Source organism: Gillisia sp. Hel_I_29 (assembly GCF_000744275.1).
GTDB lineage: Bacteria > Bacteroidota > Bacteroidia > Flavobacteriales > Flavobacteriaceae > Gillisia.
Map to the genome: position 1 here is coordinate 71,478 of NZ_JQLP01000003.1, position 16,511 is coordinate 87,988.

11 protein-coding genes are annotated in these 16,511 nt (G+C 36.3%); 2 read left to right on the forward strand and 9 right to left on the reverse strand.

Going from position 1 to position 16,511, the window contains the following annotated elements; translation table 11 throughout:
- Positions 1-14: 14 nt before the first annotated feature.
- Positions 15-1,184, reverse strand: coding sequence for an MFS transporter (locus P163_RS04055; RefSeq protein ID WP_034887952.1), 1,170 nt, complete (start codon positions 1,182-1,184; stop codon positions 15-17).
- Between the two features lie 228 nt (positions 1,185-1,412).
- Between P163_RS04055 and sucC the strand changes: the two genes are divergently transcribed.
- Positions 1,413-2,603 (forward strand): ADP-forming succinate--CoA ligase subunit beta, encoded by a 1,191-nt coding sequence (gene sucC / locus P163_RS04060; RefSeq protein WP_034887954.1) that lies wholly within the window; start codon positions 1,413-1,415, stop codon positions 2,601-2,603.
- 87 nt (positions 2,604-2,690) lie between these two features.
- On the opposite strand, the gene P163_RS04065 is transcribed toward sucC, so the two are convergent.
- The 5 genes from P163_RS04065 to P163_RS04085 form a co-directional block, all read right to left on the reverse strand.
- On the reverse strand, positions 2,691-3,617 hold the full coding sequence (locus tag P163_RS04065; RefSeq protein WP_034887955.1) for a type IX secretion system membrane protein PorP/SprF: 927 nt from the start codon (positions 3,615-3,617) through the stop codon (positions 2,691-2,693).
- Positions 3,618-3,619: 2 nt separating this feature from the next.
- Positions 3,620-8,182 (reverse strand): gliding motility-associated C-terminal domain-containing protein, encoded by a 4,563-nt coding sequence (locus P163_RS17740; protein ID WP_051931111.1) that lies wholly within the window; start codon positions 8,180-8,182, stop codon positions 3,620-3,622.
- 539 nt (positions 8,183-8,721) lie between these two features.
- Entirely contained in the window at positions 8,722-8,973 is a 252-nt protein-coding gene (locus P163_RS04075; RefSeq protein ID WP_034888314.1) for a DUF1456 family protein, read from the reverse strand.
- 57 nt (positions 8,974-9,030) lie between these two features.
- Positions 9,031-10,269, reverse strand: coding sequence for an ammonium transporter (locus P163_RS04080; protein WP_034887957.1), 1,239 nt, complete (start codon positions 10,267-10,269; stop codon positions 9,031-9,033).
- Between the two features lie 25 nt (positions 10,270-10,294).
- Positions 10,295-10,633 (reverse strand): P-II family nitrogen regulator, encoded by a 339-nt coding sequence (locus P163_RS04085; protein WP_034887959.1) that lies wholly within the window; start codon positions 10,631-10,633, stop codon positions 10,295-10,297.
- A 457-nt stretch (positions 10,634-11,090) separates the two neighbouring features.
- On the opposite strand from P163_RS04085, the gene P163_RS04090 reads away from it, so the two are divergent.
- A complete protein-coding gene (locus P163_RS04090) occupies positions 11,091-12,071 on the forward strand; it encodes an aldose epimerase family protein (protein ID WP_034887961.1) in 981 nt (326 codons plus the stop codon).
- Positions 12,072-12,138: 67 nt separating this feature from the next.
- Here the strand turns inward: P163_RS04090 and P163_RS04095 are convergent, their stop codons facing one another.
- The 3 genes from P163_RS04095 to P163_RS04105 form a co-directional block, all read right to left on the reverse strand.
- On the reverse strand, positions 12,139-13,584 hold the full coding sequence (locus P163_RS04095) for an alpha-amylase (protein ID WP_034887963.1): 1,446 nt from the start codon (positions 13,582-13,584) through the stop codon (positions 12,139-12,141).
- Positions 13,585-13,711: 127 nt separating this feature from the next.
- Positions 13,712-14,869 (reverse strand): SusF/SusE family outer membrane protein, encoded by a 1,158-nt coding sequence (locus P163_RS04100; protein WP_034887965.1) that lies wholly within the window; start codon positions 14,867-14,869, stop codon positions 13,712-13,714.
- Positions 14,870-14,884: 15 nt separating this feature from the next.
- The gene (locus tag P163_RS04105) at positions 14,885-16,510 is read right to left on the reverse strand and encodes a RagB/SusD family nutrient uptake outer membrane protein (protein ID WP_034887967.1); all 1,626 of its coding nucleotides are present in this window, start codon (positions 16,508-16,510) and stop codon (positions 14,885-14,887) included.
- Between the last annotated feature and the right edge of the window lies 1 nt (position 16,511).

The window sequence follows — 16,511 nt, forward strand, 5'->3', positions numbered from 1 at the left end:
AGATCTAATTGCGATTAAACTTCTACAGCTAGCGAAGGTTTTCTTTTTCGTATAAAAATAACTCCCAGCGCTATTAGCACTCCCGTTCCCGCCATTGCTGCACCTACCAAAGTTGCAGATGTAAAGCCATACCCCGCGGCAATTGGCAATCCGGCAAGATAAGCTCCCGAAGCATTCCCCATATTAAAAGCACTCTGGTTTAAGGAAGAACCTAACATTTCAGAACCTTTAGAAGAATTGATAACTGCCATCTGAATAGGAGTGGAGATACAGAAAGCTACCATACCAATAAGAAACGTCATAATTAGGATAATAAAAGGATCATGTGCTAAATATGTATTCGCGACCAATAATATTACCATTACTATAAGGGTGAGAATTACAGCGTAAATAGGGCTAAACTTCTCTGCTAATTTCGCGCCAATTAGATTTCCTACTACCATTCCTGTTCCCGCTAAGATCATTGCATAACTCACTACACTCTCATCATGCCCGGCAACATCGGTAATTAAAGGAGCGATGTAACTATACCACGCAAAAAATCCTCCTGTACCAACGGTGGTGAGTAAGATTACCATCCAAAGTTCCAACTTCTTAAGCACTTTCATATCTTTTTTAAATCCGTCTGGAGAAGATTTATCGAGTTTGGGCATCCAAAATCTAATGCTTAACATGGCTAAGATTCCTATTACACCTACCATTAGAAATGAGATGCTCCAGCTGTAATGGTGCCCTAGATAAGTACCTAAAGGCACGCCTAGTACATTTGCTAAGGTTAGACCGGTGAACATGGTGGCTATTGCTTTGGCAGATTTTCCGGGTTTAGCTAATTTTCCTGCTACCACAGCGCCAATTCCAAAAAAGGCACCATGTGGAAGCCCAGACAAAAATCTAGAGATCATTAGTAGTTCATAGCTATTTGCAAAAGCAGATAAGGTATTAAAAACAGTGAACCATAACATGAGCAGTAATAAGACCTTGTGTGCAGGCCATTTTCCTCCAATGGCTGTAAGTAGGGGGGCTCCTACCACTACACCTAAGGCGTAGGCAGATATGAAATGACCGGCTTGAGGGATTGTAATATTTAATGCACTTGCAACATCAGGTAAGATTCCCATGATCACAAACTCGGTCATCCCTATTCCAAATCCTCCTATTGCCAGTGCTATTAACGCTTTATTCATCTCAAAAAAATTAAGGGGCAAAAATAATGTAGATTAATAATCTAACGTAAGATTTTAATGGGAAAAAGCGATATCGATTTAGTGATTTTGAAGTCAATAATAGCCGCAGAATCGGTGCTTTTACAAAGTTTTCAGGAGAAGTATGTTATAACCCAAAAAAGATTGGTACAATACTTTTACATTTGTTACTTTTGCGTTCCATAATTAATACTGAAGAAAAAGCAGATTATGAACATACACGAGTATCAAGGAAAAGAAATTTTAAGCAGCTTTGGCGTGCGCATACAGCGTGGTATTGTTGCTCATAATGCAAAAGAAGCAGTTGATGCTGCCAAAGAACTTACAGAGCAAACCGGTACTGGTTGGCATGTAATCAAAGCTCAGGTTCACGCAGGTGGACGTGGAAAAGGTGGTGGGGTAAAACTTGCTAAGAACCTTAAAGAGGTTGAAGAAATTGCAGGACAAATTATCGGGATGAACTTGGTAACTCCTCAAACTTCTGCTGAAGGTAAAAAAGTACATCAGGTATTAGTTGCAGAAGATGTTTACTATCCTGGAGATAGTGAGCCGGAAGAATATTATATGTCTGTTCTTTTAAACAGAGGAACAGGAAAAAATATGGTGATGTATTCTACAGAAGGTGGAATGGATATAGAGACCGTTGCAGAAAATACTCCAGAATTGATCTTTACAGAAGAAATTGATCCTGCCGTAGGTTTAATGCCTTTCCAAGCTAGAAGAATTGCTTTTAACTTGGGATTGAGTGGTGCTGCATTTAAAGAAATGACAAAATTCGTAATAGCACTTTACACTGCATATGAAAAGTCTGATTCTTCTTTGTTTGAGATCAACCCGGTTCTAAAAACAAGTGATGATAAGATCCTTGCAGTAGATGCAAAGGTATCTTTAGATGATAATGCACTTTTCCGTCATAAGGATTATGCTGAGATGCGTGATATTCGTGAGGAAAATCCTGTAGAAGTTGAAGCTAAAAAAGTTGGACTTAACTACGTAGATCTAGATGGGAACGTTGGATGTATGGTAAATGGGGCAGGACTTGCAATGGCTACTATGGATCTTATTAAGCAAGCAGGTGGTGAGCCAGCTAACTTTTTAGATGTTGGTGGTACTGCAGATGCAAAAAGAGTGGAAGAAGCTTTCCGTTTGATCTTAAAAGATGAAAACGTAAAAGCAATTCTTATCAATATCTTTGGTGGTATTGTACGTTGTGATCGTGTTGCTCAAGGTGTAGTAGACGCTTACAAGAATATGGGGAACATTAATGTGCCTATTATTGTTCGTTTACAGGGAACCAATGCAGATATTGCAAAAGAATTAATAGACAACAGCGGATTGGATGTACAAAGTGCTACAGAATTCCAAGAAGCTGCAGATAAAGTTCAGGCGGTTTTAGCTTAAACTTTTTCGCAACATTATAGAATTTATAAAGTCCCAAGATCTCTCTTGGGACTTTTTTCTTTTGGATAGGGCAAAAGAATCGGGGGGCTAAAAAATGTTTAATACACCTGGTCTGGAACTTTTTGATCCAAACCTATACTTTAGAATAAGCTCATGAGAGCCATCATTATATTTACCAAATTCTTGCAAGCTTAGATCATAAGCATATCCCACCTGAAAGTTGGAAAGGAATTGAAAACCTATAGTTGCATTTAAAGCTTCATCATATCGATATCCAATACCGAAATTGAATTTCTGATTATACATAAGATTTCCGGTAACAGTTAGAGTGATAGGATTTCCATTTACCACGGTAGCGAGTATACTTGGAACAAAATCAAAATTCTGATTAAGGTTAAGTAAATATCCTGTTTGGAAGTTGTACTGAAGTTTGTTCGCAATTACATTGCTTATTTCTTCATCATAAAAATCCTGTTTAAAGAAGTTGGGTACAGAAAGTCCTGCGTACCATCTATAGGTATGATACATAATTCCTGCTCCTGTTCTAAAATAGGTTTTATTATCTATATTGTTTCGAGCAAGATCTCCTTCATTCTCAAAATTTCCCTTAGTAAAGTCAACATCTAATAGGGTAATACCTAAGTTAATTCCAAAATCTAGATTACTTTTTTCAGAAAGTCTAATAGAATATGAATACAGCCCATCTACAGAACTATAGGAGCTAGGCCCAATTTCATCGTGAAGAATATTAAAGCCTACTCCCATCTTATTATTATTAATAGGTATTCCAATAGATAGTAATTGTGTTTCCGGAGCTCCTTCTATACCCTGCCACTGAGATCTAATGATCCCAGTAATAGTGGTATTTTCTAATGAACTAATCGAAGCAGGGTTCACATTTTGAAGGTTGTAGAAATAGTTTGAAAATTTTGCTTCTATCTGTGCTTGGGCTGCTATAAATGGCATCGTAGATAGGCAGCTTATTAGCAGCGCTTTTATATATATATGTTTCATAATTATCTTATTATTTGAATCCAACCTTTAACTTCTGGAGAACCATTCCCTAGATCTAGAACATAGAAGTAGGTTCCATTTGGAGCTGAATTTTCAGATCCTATGCTAAGGTTTCCATTTGCTTCACCTCTCCATTCATTTCTATAACCGCGCCTTTTATAAATAAGATTTCCGTCTCTATTAAATATTTGTAAGAGATTATTTGGATAATTCTCGATGCAGTTAATTTTGAATGACTCATTCATTCCATCATTATTTGGTGAAAATTGATTGTAAACTGTTAAACAATTCGGGAATAATTCTATCGCACTAACATTGTTCTCTGGGGAATCATCCCTAGGAGAAACTTGCTCGATCATTACTTGATTGACATATATACCTATATCAAGAACTTTCGCTTTTATAATTAGTTCTGCTTTAGAATTAGCTGCTAATTCTGAAATTCGCCATTCTTTTAAAGCAAGATTAAAAATTCCTTTTGTTGAACTAGCACTTATTAATTCGAGTCCATTTTCTAAAATTTCTTTTACAATGAGATCCTTAGCAACATCATTTCCATCATTTTGAACTGTAATTGTAAATTCTACTATAGTTCCAATGGTAGGAGTGGTGGTGTTAACGCTAATTGTTATAGCTACAGAAGATCTTTCTGTACAACTATCTCCTTCAGCGTTTGGATCGCATGGGTCTAGCGGATCGGTATTATTAGCTACTTCATCTCCATCGTTAATTCCATCCCCATCAGTATCTGCATCTTCAGGATCTGTTCCCAGAGTATCTTCATCTGTATCATCAAGGCCATCCCCATCTGTATCTATATTGCATTGCTCTCCTGTAGAATTTGGATCACAAGGGTCTAAAGGATTGCTTCCGTTCATAAATTCTTCGCCATCACCAATTCCATCATTATCAGTGTCGGGATCGTTCGGATCTGTACCTAATGTATCTTCTTCCGCATTAGAAAGACCATCCTCATCTGGATCACATTCTGGTCTGGTACTATCAGGATCACATGAGTTGAGCGGATCGGTATTATTAGCTACTTCATCTCCGTCGTTAATTCCATCATCATCGGTATCAGGATCATTTGGGTCTGTTCCCAGAGTATCTTCATCAGTATCATTAAGACCATCTCCATCGGTATCCACTTGACATTCAGCTCCGGAAGAATTTGGATCGCATGGGTCTAGCGGATCGGTATTATTATCCACCTCATCTCCATCGTTTATTCCATCGTCATCAGTATCAGGATCATTAGGATCTGTTCCCAGATCTGCTTCTTGCTGATTTGAAAGTCCGTCATCGTCAGGATCACATTCTGGTCTGGTACTATCAGGATCACAAGAATTGAGTGGATCGGTATTATTAGCTACTTCATCTCCATCGTTTATTCCATCATCATCAGTATCTGGATCATTGGGATCTGTTCCTATAACATCTTCCTCGGAATCATTAAGACCATCTCCATCGGTATCCACTTGACATTCAGCTCCGGAAGAATTTGGGTCACAAGGATCTAAAGGATCGGTATTATTAGCTACTTCATCTCCATCGTTTATTCCATCGTCATCAGTATCAGGATCGTTAGGATCGGTGCCTAGATCTGCTTCTTGCTGATTTGAAAGTCCATCATTGTCTGGATCACATTCTGGTCTGGTACTATCAGGATCACAAGAATTGAGCGGATCGGTATTATTAGCTACTTCATCTCCGTCGTTAATTCCATCATCATCAGTATCAGGATCATTGGGATCTGTTCCTATAACATCTTCTCGGGTATCTGTTAATCCATCTCCATCGGTATCCACTTGACATTCAGCTCCGGAAGAATTTGGATCACAAGGGTCTAAAGGATCGGTATTGTTATCCACCTCATCTCCGTCGTTAATTCCATCATCATCAGTATCAGGATCATTAGGATCTGTTCCTAGATCTGCTTCTTGCTGATTTGAAAGTGCGTCATCGTCCGGATCACATTCTGGTCTGGTACTATCAGGATCACAAGAATTGAGCGGATCGGTATTATTAGCTACTTCATCTCCGTCATTTATTCCATCGTCATCAGTATCAGGATCATTAGGATCTGTTCCCAGATCTGCTTCTTGCTGATTTGAAAGTCCGTCATCGTCAGGATCACATTCTGGTCTGGTGCTATCAGGATCACAAGAGTTGAGTGGATCGGTATTATTAGCTACTTCATCTCCGTCATTAATTCCATCATTATCAGTATCAGGATCATTAGGATCGGTACCTAGATCTGCTTCTTGCTGATTGGTAAGTCCGTCATCGTCAGGATCACATTCTGGTCTTGTACTATCAGGATCACAAGAATTCAGCGGGTCGGTATTATTAGCTACTTCATCTCCGTCGTTTATTCCATCGTCATCAGTATCAGGATCATTAGGATCTGTTCCTAGATCTGCTTCTTGCTGATTTGAAATTCCATCATTGTCTGGATCACATTCAGCTCCGGAAGAATTTGGATCACAAGGGTCTAAAGGATCGGTATTGTTATCCACCTCATCTCCATCGTTAATTCCATCGTCATCAGTATCAGGATCATTAGGATCGGTACCTAGATCTGCTTCTTGCTGATTTGAAAGTCCGTCATCGTCAGGATCACATTCTGGTCTGGTACTATCAGGGTCACAAGAATTGAGCGGATCGGTATTATTAGCTACTTCATCTCCATCGTTAATTCCATCGTCATCAGTATCAGGATCATTTGGATCTGTTCCTAGATCTGCTTCTTGCTGATTTGAAAGTCCATCATTGTCAGGATCACATTCTGGTCTGGTACTATCAGGATCACAAGAATTCAGTGGATCGGTATTATTAGCTACTTCATCTCCATCGTTTATTCCATCGTCATCAGTATCAGGATCATTAGGATCTGTTCCTAGATCTGCTTCTTGCTGATTTGAAAGTCCGTCATCGTCAGGATCACATTCTGGTCTTGTATTATCAGGATCACAAGAGTTCAGCGGATCGGTATCGTTATCCACCTCATCTCCGTCGTTTATTCCATCGTCATCAGTATCAGGATCATTAGGATCGGTACCTAGATCTGCTTCTTGCTGATTTGAAAGTCCATCATTGTCTGGATCACATTCTGGTCTGGTACTATCAGGATCACAAGAATTCAGTGGATCGGTATTATTAGCTACTTCATCTCCGTCGTTAATTCCATCGCCATCAGTATCAGGATCATTAGGATCTGTTCCTAGATCTGCTTCTTGCTGATTAGTAAGTCCGTCATCGTCAGGATCACATTCTGGTCTGGTACTATCAGGATCACAAGAATTCAGCGGGTCGGTATTATTAGCTACTTCATCGCCATCGTTAATTCCATCATCATCAGTATCAGGATCGTTAGGATCGGTGCCAAGATCTGCTTCTTCTGAATTTGTTAAACCATCATTATCCGGATCTTGATCTGCTTCACATTGTGAGGTTAAAATGGTCACTTCATGAACATCAAAGGATTGCTCTAAGCTTACATTCAATAAATTTAATAGCTTTATTTCAATTTTATCGAATGCCAAATTTGGAGCTATGTTTACACGAATGATCTTTTCAGATTTTAGTTCTGTAAGTAATTCCAAGTTTAATAAAGAGGATAAGCCTACAGAATATACCTGAGAATTATTTTGATATAAAAGCACGTCAATATTGTCAAATAATTTCAGGTCTACCAGTGCACCATCCATCTTAAAAGCAAGAGAAACTTTATCTGTAGAAGCAGAGCTGCTCTGTAAATAGAATAATTGAGATACGCTCGCGGCAACTCCTAAAGTTCCATTGCTAATTTCAGAGAAGGTATTGATGTTGTTATCTATAGCAAACTGTGGATTACTAACACCAGCACCACCTAAATCCAACACCTCTACAGATATTCCGGTGGCATCACTAGAGGTGTAAGAAGGAGAGTAACATTCTGTTGGGGTATCTCCACCATAAAAAGCCTTATATACTTTGGAGGAATTCTTAGTATTAAGACCTAAAGCGGCTGAGGTTTCATCTCTTATTTCAATCCTATTGTAGTTGCTTAAAGGAACAATTGCAACATAGGTATTTGAATTTGCATCTGTAACCACTCGAAATCTATCTGAGATGTCGCCAAATTGGCTACTGGCAGAAAAAACTTGGTTGCTATTGTTACTAGCATTTACTTCTAAATAATGGTCGCCAAAGAGCACATTATCTACAATATCTGCAAGTCTAGAGCCTAAAGTTCCTTGAAGTAAGAAATTAAATAGATCTTGGTCAAAATCAATTTGAACAAATGATACGGTATTAGGATCTAAAAATGTTGGATATTGTAATTCCAATATTCCCGATTCTCTTCCCGCATTCAAAATAATCCCGGAATTGGAATTGAGAGTAGCAAAACTATCGTTATCTAATAGCGCATTGTTTGCATTATCCACATTATCTTGATAATGAATAGATGTAGCTAAATTCTTACTTTGTGCACTAGTGTTGTCTAAATCACCAAATACAATAAATACAAAAATTAAGAAAAACGCATAACGAAATCTGAGAGTAGGTAATTCTTTAACCATAAGCTATATTATTAAATTAATATTCGCAAATGCTTAATAATCAACAGTTGTAAAACTGATGTAGGGCTAAGAATTATTAAATTGATTGATCTGTTTGGTTAGATTAAAACTAAAAAATCTTATTGAATTAATCAACTACTAAGTCTATCATATGTCAATTATCGATACTATTAGCTCTTGAACAAATTAAAATATAATGTTAAATAATTTGATCATTAGAATTATTGAATCTTTACAAAAAGCTTATTGTTGTTGATAATTTCGAAAAAATTTTATTTTGATTTTTTCATCTAAATTACTCAAAATTTACCAGCGTTAATATTATGTTAAAGCTGTATTTAATTAAAATTCTGATCTGTTTTTAAGCGGAATTTTCCAAAAATTGAACCTTATTTTATATTGAAGAATTAATATTTATGCGGATAATGATCATTTGAAAAGGTATTCTAGGTAAGAATTTAATTTTTAATTAGAGGGGTAAATTAAAAAAGCATCCTATCTTATTAGAAAGGATGCTTAAATTGTATAAAATGTTTACGTTATTTTTCTTCTGCCGGCTTTTTCTTAGGCATTGGTCCACGCATATGAATGACCAATCCATTTAAAAAATTTCTAAGAAATTGATCTCCACACTCTACATATTTTGGATGATCCTCATTTCTAAAGATCGCGCCTAATTCACTTTTGGTAACTTTAAAGTCTACAAGACCACAAATAGCTACTATATCGTCATCACGCAATTTTAGCGCCACACGAAGTTTCTTGAAAATATCATTGTTTGTTAAACCCATAGATACAAAAATAGACATTATAATGTTTTACGCATATAATTTGCCTTACAAATAGTGCTAATGCTCATTAGATCTAAAATCTGGATAAGCATTCATTCCATGCTCATGTTGATCTAGACCTTCCATTTCTTCTTTCTCCGAAACTCGCAAGCCACTAGTTCTCTTAATAATGTAAAGAATAAAATATGATGTGGAGAGGCAAAAGATCGCGATGATGGCTATTCCTTCCATCTGTATTATAAATTGTGCTATGCCCGCCATTTTACCGAAAATTCCTACGGCTAATGTCCCCCAGATACCGCATATTAAATGAACAGCAATTGCACCTACAGGATCATCTAGCTTTAATCTATCTACCAGAGAAACTCCAAACACAATAATGATCCCTGCGAGTATTCCTATTATAACAGCATCATTAGGAGACATTTGGTCTGCTCCTGCAGTAATTCCTACCAATCCTCCTAGTATTCCGTTCAAGAACATCGTAATATCATAATTCTTGTATCGAAGGGTAGAAAAAAGAAAGCAAGATATTCCACCGGCTGCTGCGGCTAAAGATGTAGTTACTAAAACCAAGGAGGTTGCTCCAGGTTCAGCCGATAGTACAGAGCCTCCGTTAAATCCAAACCATCCCAACCAAAGTATGAGCACCCCTGCAGCTGCTAAGGGCAAATTATGACCCGGAATAGGTTTAGGATTTTTATTTTCGTCAAATTTTCCAATTCTTGGTCCCAATAAATAGACGGCTACCAAGGCTGCCCAACCTCCAACAGAATGAACTAGGGTAGAGCCGGCAAAATCATAAAAACCAAGCGTATCCAAAAATCCACCTCCCCATTTCCAAGAACCAACAATTGGGTATATTAGACCTACATAAATAATAGTAAATATCATAAAACCTCCAATCTTTATACGTTCTGCAACTGCCCCAGATACTATTGTGGCAGCGGTTGCAGCAAACATCCCTTGAAAAAGAAAATCTGTATAATACGTATAACCACCATTAGCATAAGTTATAGATAATCCGTTTTCTGGAATAGTAAGTCCAAATCCTGCAAATTTTATAATACCTGTAGAATTTTCACCAAAGCCCGGATACATTAAATTAAAACCTCCTATATAATACATTAGGAGTCCGGCGCAAATAATAAATAGATTCTTGAAAAGTATATTAATTGTATTTTTTTGTCTGGTAAGTCCTATCTCTAAAAATGAAAACCCCAGATGCATAAAAAATACCAACCCGGTGCAGATCATCATCCAAACATTGTTCGCAGTAAATATAGCTGTCTCCATAGAATTTTGAACTTCGTAGTGTATATTAATAAAGAGTATCCGTGCCTTTCTCGCCGGTTCTTATTCTATAAGCTTCCATGATCTGGGATACAAAAATTTTTCCATCTCCAACTTCACCAGTTTTGCCTGCAGAAATAATTGCATTAATAGTATCATCTTCAAATTTATCTTCAACCACTATGGATAGATATCTTCTCTGAATGTCACTTGTGCTATAAGATACCCCGCGATAAACACTCCCTATTTTCTCATTTCCAACACCGGTAACATCCCAGTAAGAGAAAAAGTTAATTCCTTTTTGATGCAAGGCTTTTTTAACAGCAGAAAATCTTGACTTTCTAATGATTGCTTCTATTTTTTTCATGGAAATCTATTTTGAAATTGTTTCAAATCAGAATAAAATTATAACTACTAACACATTGGCTAAAATATAAATAATATCAATACACCCCCTTATTTTGAGGGGCTACTGATTAAAAATGTATATATATTAATTTTTAGTAGTTAAAATTAGGGGGTATGTATTATTATTCATTAAATATCCTTTTGTTTAAGGTATTCATATTATTTCTGAATTTTGTCTGACCTGAGAGTTTTATTTATATATAGTTTTAGGTGCGCAAATATTAAAATCTGATCTATTGGAATGAAAAAAAGATCACTTAATCTGCCTAATCACAAATTTTAAATTTTTCTAACTGCCATAAAATTCTGCTCTATTTTTTGAAGAATTAAGAATTCTATAAATAGAATAGAGTAATCAGAAATAAATTAATTACGACCTTTGAGATCTTAGATATTTAAATTGCACGTAAAGAAATATGACCTCAAAAGATATTAAGATTTTTAGACTTGAAAATGAAGCTGGAACAATTTTAGAAATTTTGAATTTAGGCGCTGCAGTATTCAGCTTAAAATTAAAAGATCCAAAAGGTAATTTTATTAATGTTGTGGTTGGACCCAAAAATAAAGAAGATTATATAACAGAAGAATATCTTCAGAAAAATATGGGTTTTGGAGCTTCAATTGGAAGATATGCCGGAAGAATATCTCAAGGGAAATTTAAATTGGACAATAAAGACTATCAACTTTATGAAAATAATGGAGTACATCTTCATGGTGGAGAGCGAGGCCTTCAGCATAAGATCTGGCAGAAGCATTCTGAAACTACAGGTAAAAATCCTTCTATAATTTTATATTGCAATTCTGAAGACGGAGAGGAAGGATATCCAGGAAATTTAAATGTGCAGGTTCAATATACACTTACAGAAGAAAATAAGCTGGAAATTGTGTACACAGCAAGTACCGATAAAAGGACAATAGTTAATCTAACGAATCATACTTATTTTAATTTGAGCGGGGAGGGGAGTATAAGAGATCATGAACTTTATATTAACGCAGATCAAATTTTAGAAGTAGATGAAAGATTGAGACCCACAGGAAATTTGAGATCACTAAATTCTGAACTAAAGAATTTTTCAAGTTCTAAAAGAATTGGGAACACATTTGTAGATGATACTTTTATTTTGAAAGAAGGCAGAATAAAAGCCAAGGTCTATGCTCCAGATGCTAACTTAGAAATGGTCTTTAAGACCAATCAACCAGCCGTGGTGGTATTTATTCCTAAAGATTTACCAACAAATTGGAAGTACAATACAAGTATTGCACAAGAGTTTCCATCTATTTGTTTGGAGGCGCAAAACTTTCCAGATGCTCCAAATCACTCTCATTTTCCTTCCGCTGTATTACAACCTGGAGAAACCTATTCTAATAAGATCTCTTATACATTTAGTTTTAAATAAGATCGGGATAAAATAAAAAGGCCGAATGATAACATTCAGCCTTTTTATTTATTAAATATTTTAAAATTTATTCCATTATAGAATAGATGCTATAAGAGTTTGCTGGAGCTTCTAATGTTACAGTTCCATCTTCTGCAACTGTAGTAGAATAGCTTGTTTGCTTAGCATAATCCATTATTTTTTTCCCTGCCCAATTTGAATTGATCTCGCGTCTTTTAACATTACTGTTGGTGTTAATGTATAAGATAATCCCGGGGTTGGTAGCTGTTCCTTTTCTTCTCATAATATATTCATCATTATCATTAAAAAGAACTTCAACTTCACCGGTGGCAAGAGAATTATGAATTAATATTAAATTCTTTAATTCATCTTGAAAAATTGCATTTTCATAGTCGGAATAGAATATTGTAGGATAACCATCATGCGTTAAAATATAAGCATAAGCTTTCATTTTATTACTTTCATCTATTCTGTTATCTACATTGTCATCTTTTTCTGTATCATGATTTGCAACAAAGGTTACTGCTTTTTCAGGATAGGTTTTGCGAAGCATATCTTTTCCTAAAAAGGTAAGATCTTTATTTCTGTCAAAAGCTTCTTCCATTTTATAGAAGCAAGCAAAATCAAAAGCGGAAGCTCCAGAAGCTTCTACCCATTTTTCTAATACGGCGCCGTTACCATCATAATTTTCTCCTACTGCAAAACCACCTACTTCATTTAACCAGGCCTTTACTACCCAAGGTTCAAATCCTTTTACATAATCAAATCTCCATCCATCAAAGCCCATTACATTTTTATAATATTTAGCTACAGAGTTGTCTTTTTTCCAGAACCACTCCTGTACACGTTCCTGATCATGACATACATCCTGTTCTGCATAGAAAAGATCTCCAGAATCGCGCTCGTGAATATCATTAGGATGGTAGTCTTTATAACTTCTATTGAACATTCCTGAAGCATTTCCATGAGTTTCATCAAAAAGTGTGTAAGTGTTCTTATTTCTGTATGGATTAAATTCTTCTCCACCACCAGAGTTATGATTTAGTACAATATCTGCAATAACTTCCAAATTGTGATCATGAGCATTGCTTATAAGACTTTCTAATTCTGCTCTGCTTCCAAAGCGAGTTTCTACGGTACCTTGTTGGTTAAATTCTCCAAAATCAAAATAATCTGAAGGATCATATCCCATAGAATACCCTCCGGATTGTCCTTTGGTTGCTACAGGAAGCCATAATCTATTTACTCCTGCATCTGCCCAATCTTCAATATGGTCATTTATAACGTTCCACCAATCTCCACGAGGTTCCACATCCCAATAAAAGGTTTGCATCATTACACCTTGTCCGTTTTTATAAGCATTTAGATCTAATGCTTGAGGTTGTGAGGTAACGGGAGGATTTTCTCCACCATTGCCACCATCGGTATCAGGAGTATCTGCATCATCACTAGAACAGGCACTTAAAGATAGTAGTGCAGTAAATACAGTACCATAAATTAATTTTCTTTTCATCATAAGTTTAGTTTTTAAAAACAAAAAAGCTGTCTGAAGACTTTTAAGATTTAACTTAACTTCTAATAATTAGAAATAGGTTAAGCCTTAATCTTTAGACAGCTTTAGGATTATATTATTGTAAGATCTATTCTGTATCTACAACTGGAATGAAAGTGTAACGTCCGGTAAGGTCATTAAACCAAACTGTATAAGTTCCAGCTTTCACCATAATGTCATCACCATTTGCGATTCCACTTGGGAAACTTTCTCCACCTCCCCAGTTTACATCCCAGGCTAAATTAGCTCTGAATTTTAATGGACCATCTGTAAGAACTACATCATTAGCTTGCCAGATATGCTTGTCAAAATCAGAATTTGTCATTTTGATGTCTGGAGTTGGGTTATCATCACCAGGCCATCCAACAGAAGTTCCCGCTCCAACAATTCCTATTACATCATAAGTAGGAGCTGCACTAGCATCATAAGCTTCAAAAGAATACGTAAAATCTTCTCTGTTAACCATTAAAGAGTAATACTGATCTGTAGCTACACCAAATGCAGATGGATCTCCACCTAAGGTTTCGCTGCTAGTAAAAGTACCAGCGTCAAGACCCCATTGTGGTTGCCATTCACCTTTAGTTTCAAGTAATTTGAAACCTTCAACATCTGCTCCACCTTTAAATCTACCGGTATAGTAGTATACATTTTCATTTGCAAAGTCTCTAAACAATGGTGTATTGTTATTATTGTTTTGCCATCCTGCAGCAGTTGCATCTCCAACTAAATAAAATTCTTTATAAGATGGACCTTCTGTATCCCCTTCAGGTAAAAGAACAGTTAGAGTTAAAACTTCTGAAGTTTGCTCAACTACGTTTCCTGCATCGCTTCCTGCATAAGCTCTAACTTTAAAATAAAGGTTACCAGTATTTGGAAGATCTGTTTCTACATCGTTGTCTAATCCTGCTTCTGCAGCAAGCTCTAACATTGAGGCAACAGTTACAGAAACGTTGGTAGTAGAAACATCACCTAAAACGGTATAGCTGTCAAAAGATTCTGAAGCAGATCCCTGAAGTTCATAGTTAATAGGAGTTTGTACATCAAAATCAACTTCATTCCATACAAATCTTTCTGCTAGGTTATCTCCATTTGCAGCTCTAAGAGTATAAACTTCTGAAGTAGAATTTGTAAATGATATTCCTTCCGGATCTGGTTTAGCGGTGAACGTGAAATCATCATCCTCAGAACACGCATTTAAGCTAATGATCGCGATGAAAGCTATGAATAAGTTAGTTATTTTTTTCATTTTCTTTATTATTTATTAGTAGCCTGGATTTTGCTTTAGATTAGTATTTATTAAGATAATGTTACTTGGTAATGGGAAAAGATCTCTAAAAGATTCTACTGCAGTTCCGGATTTAGCACCCCCTTTAAAAGGCCATAAATAGTTTCCTGATGTATAATCGTTAAAGCGGATAAGATCTGATCTTCTCTGACCTTCCCAATAAAGTTCTCTTGCTCTTTCATCTATAATGAAATCTAAGGTAAGATCGCTGCTGTTGATATTTCCAGAATCGTCACCAATAGCTCTTTCTCTTAACTCATTAATATAACTTGTAGCTGTTTGAAGATCACCTCCGGCACCACCTCTTAATACAGCTTCTGCATAAGTAAGGTACATCTCTGCTACACGTATTACAGGAAGATCTGTATCTACAAATTCTCCACTTGCATCATTACCCTGTTCACCATTAGATTTGATATTGGTAAATTTAGTAACAGCATAACCATCTGTAAATGTATTAGCGATCTTATTGATCTCTAGATTTTGACCTTCTGTGTAGAACAAAGCTCTACCATCAGACCATTCTGTTGGATTTCCATCTGCATCTTTGGCAGTTACAGCATAGTCAAATTTATTAACTAGTGCTTTGGTAGTTCTAAGACCTTCCCAGCCACCATTAACTCCAGAATTAGAAGCATCCATACTACCACCTATAGAAGCGTGCACAAGAAATGTTGTTCCTCCATAAGTTCTAGATTGATTTCCATCGAAATTAAGAGCGAAGATAAATTCTTTCTGAGCTCCGTTAGAATTGTTATCTGCTAAGAATAATTCATCATAAGCAGATCCATTTCCGTTTGCATCTGTAGTATTAATGCTATAAGAAGAATTTATCGCTTTTGAAGCATAAGTAACAGCATCGGTATTTCTATCTTCACCTACATACACATCAGCATTAAGATACAGCTTAGATAAAAGTGCCCATGCAGCAACTTTGTCTACACGGCCATATTCATTAGCACCACTTTCTTTTAAAAGATCTTGAACTTCAAGAAGTTCAGACTCTACGTAATTGAAAACTTCTGTACGAGAAGATTGTGATGGTAAGTCTGTAGAAACTTTGTCTACTAGCGGCACATTTGCATAAAGGTCTACTAGGTTGTAGTAAGCAAATGCTCTTAAAAATCTAGCTTCTGCTATGTAAGCTTTAACTTCATCATTATCACTTAAAGATTCTGCGTTTGAAATAAAGGAGTTGCAAAAAGAAACTTCTTGTGCTAGACGATAGTACATTGCTGTAGTAAAGTCATTATTAGCTCCCCAGCTCATGGCATGAAGATTTGGAAGACCCGGGTCACCCCATCCTACCACTGCATTATCTGTAGTAAGCTCGTTTAAACTAAACAACATTCTAGAATATTGAGATGTACCTTCATCTATTCCAGAAATATCAGGCTGCCCAGCAGGACCTTCCTGACCTGTAAGTGCTAAACTAGCATATAATTTTGCTAAAGCACCCTTAGCTTCATCTGCATTTACAAATACATCAGCCTCGGTAAAACTATCCGGATCGATAGGTGTCTGATCTAGATCGTCATGGCATGATACTATAATAAGTGCCGGAATGACTAATATTAATTTTTTTATATAATTCATTTTCATA

Bases quoted from the DNA above. Each gene is read 5' to 3' on its own strand.
- P163_RS04055 (WP_034887952.1), bottom strand. From the start codon at position 1,184: ATGAATAAAGCGTTAATAGCACTGGCAATAGGAGGATTTGGAATAGGG.
- sucC (WP_034887954.1), top strand. From the start codon at position 1,413: ATGAACATACACGAGTATCAAGGAAAAGAAATTTTAAGCAGCTTTGGC.
- P163_RS04065 (WP_034887955.1), bottom strand. From the start codon at position 3,617: ATGAAACATATATATATAAAAGCGCTGCTAATAAGCTGCCTATCTACG.
- P163_RS17740 (WP_051931111.1), bottom strand. From the start codon at position 8,182: ATGGTTAAAGAATTACCTACTCTCAGATTTCGTTATGCGTTTTTCTTA.
- P163_RS04075 (WP_034888314.1), bottom strand. From the start codon at position 8,973: ATGGGTTTAACAAACAATGATATTTTCAAGAAACTTCGTGTGGCGCTA.
- P163_RS04080 (WP_034887957.1), bottom strand. From the start codon at position 10,269: ATGGAGACAGCTATATTTACTGCGAACAATGTTTGGATGATGATCTGC.
- P163_RS04085 (WP_034887959.1), bottom strand. From the start codon at position 10,633: ATGAAAAAAATAGAAGCAATCATTAGAAAGTCAAGATTTTCTGCTGTT.
- P163_RS04090 (WP_034887961.1), top strand. From the start codon at position 11,091: ATGACCTCAAAAGATATTAAGATTTTTAGACTTGAAAATGAAGCTGGA.
- P163_RS04095 (WP_034887963.1), bottom strand. From the start codon at position 13,584: ATGAAAAGAAAATTAATTTATGGTACTGTATTTACTGCACTACTATCT.
- P163_RS04100 (WP_034887965.1), bottom strand. From the start codon at position 14,869: ATGAAAAAAATAACTAACTTATTCATAGCTTTCATCGCGATCATTAGC.
- P163_RS04105 (WP_034887967.1), bottom strand. From the start codon at position 16,510: ATGAAAATGAATTATATAAAAAAATTAATATTAGTCATTCCGGCACTT.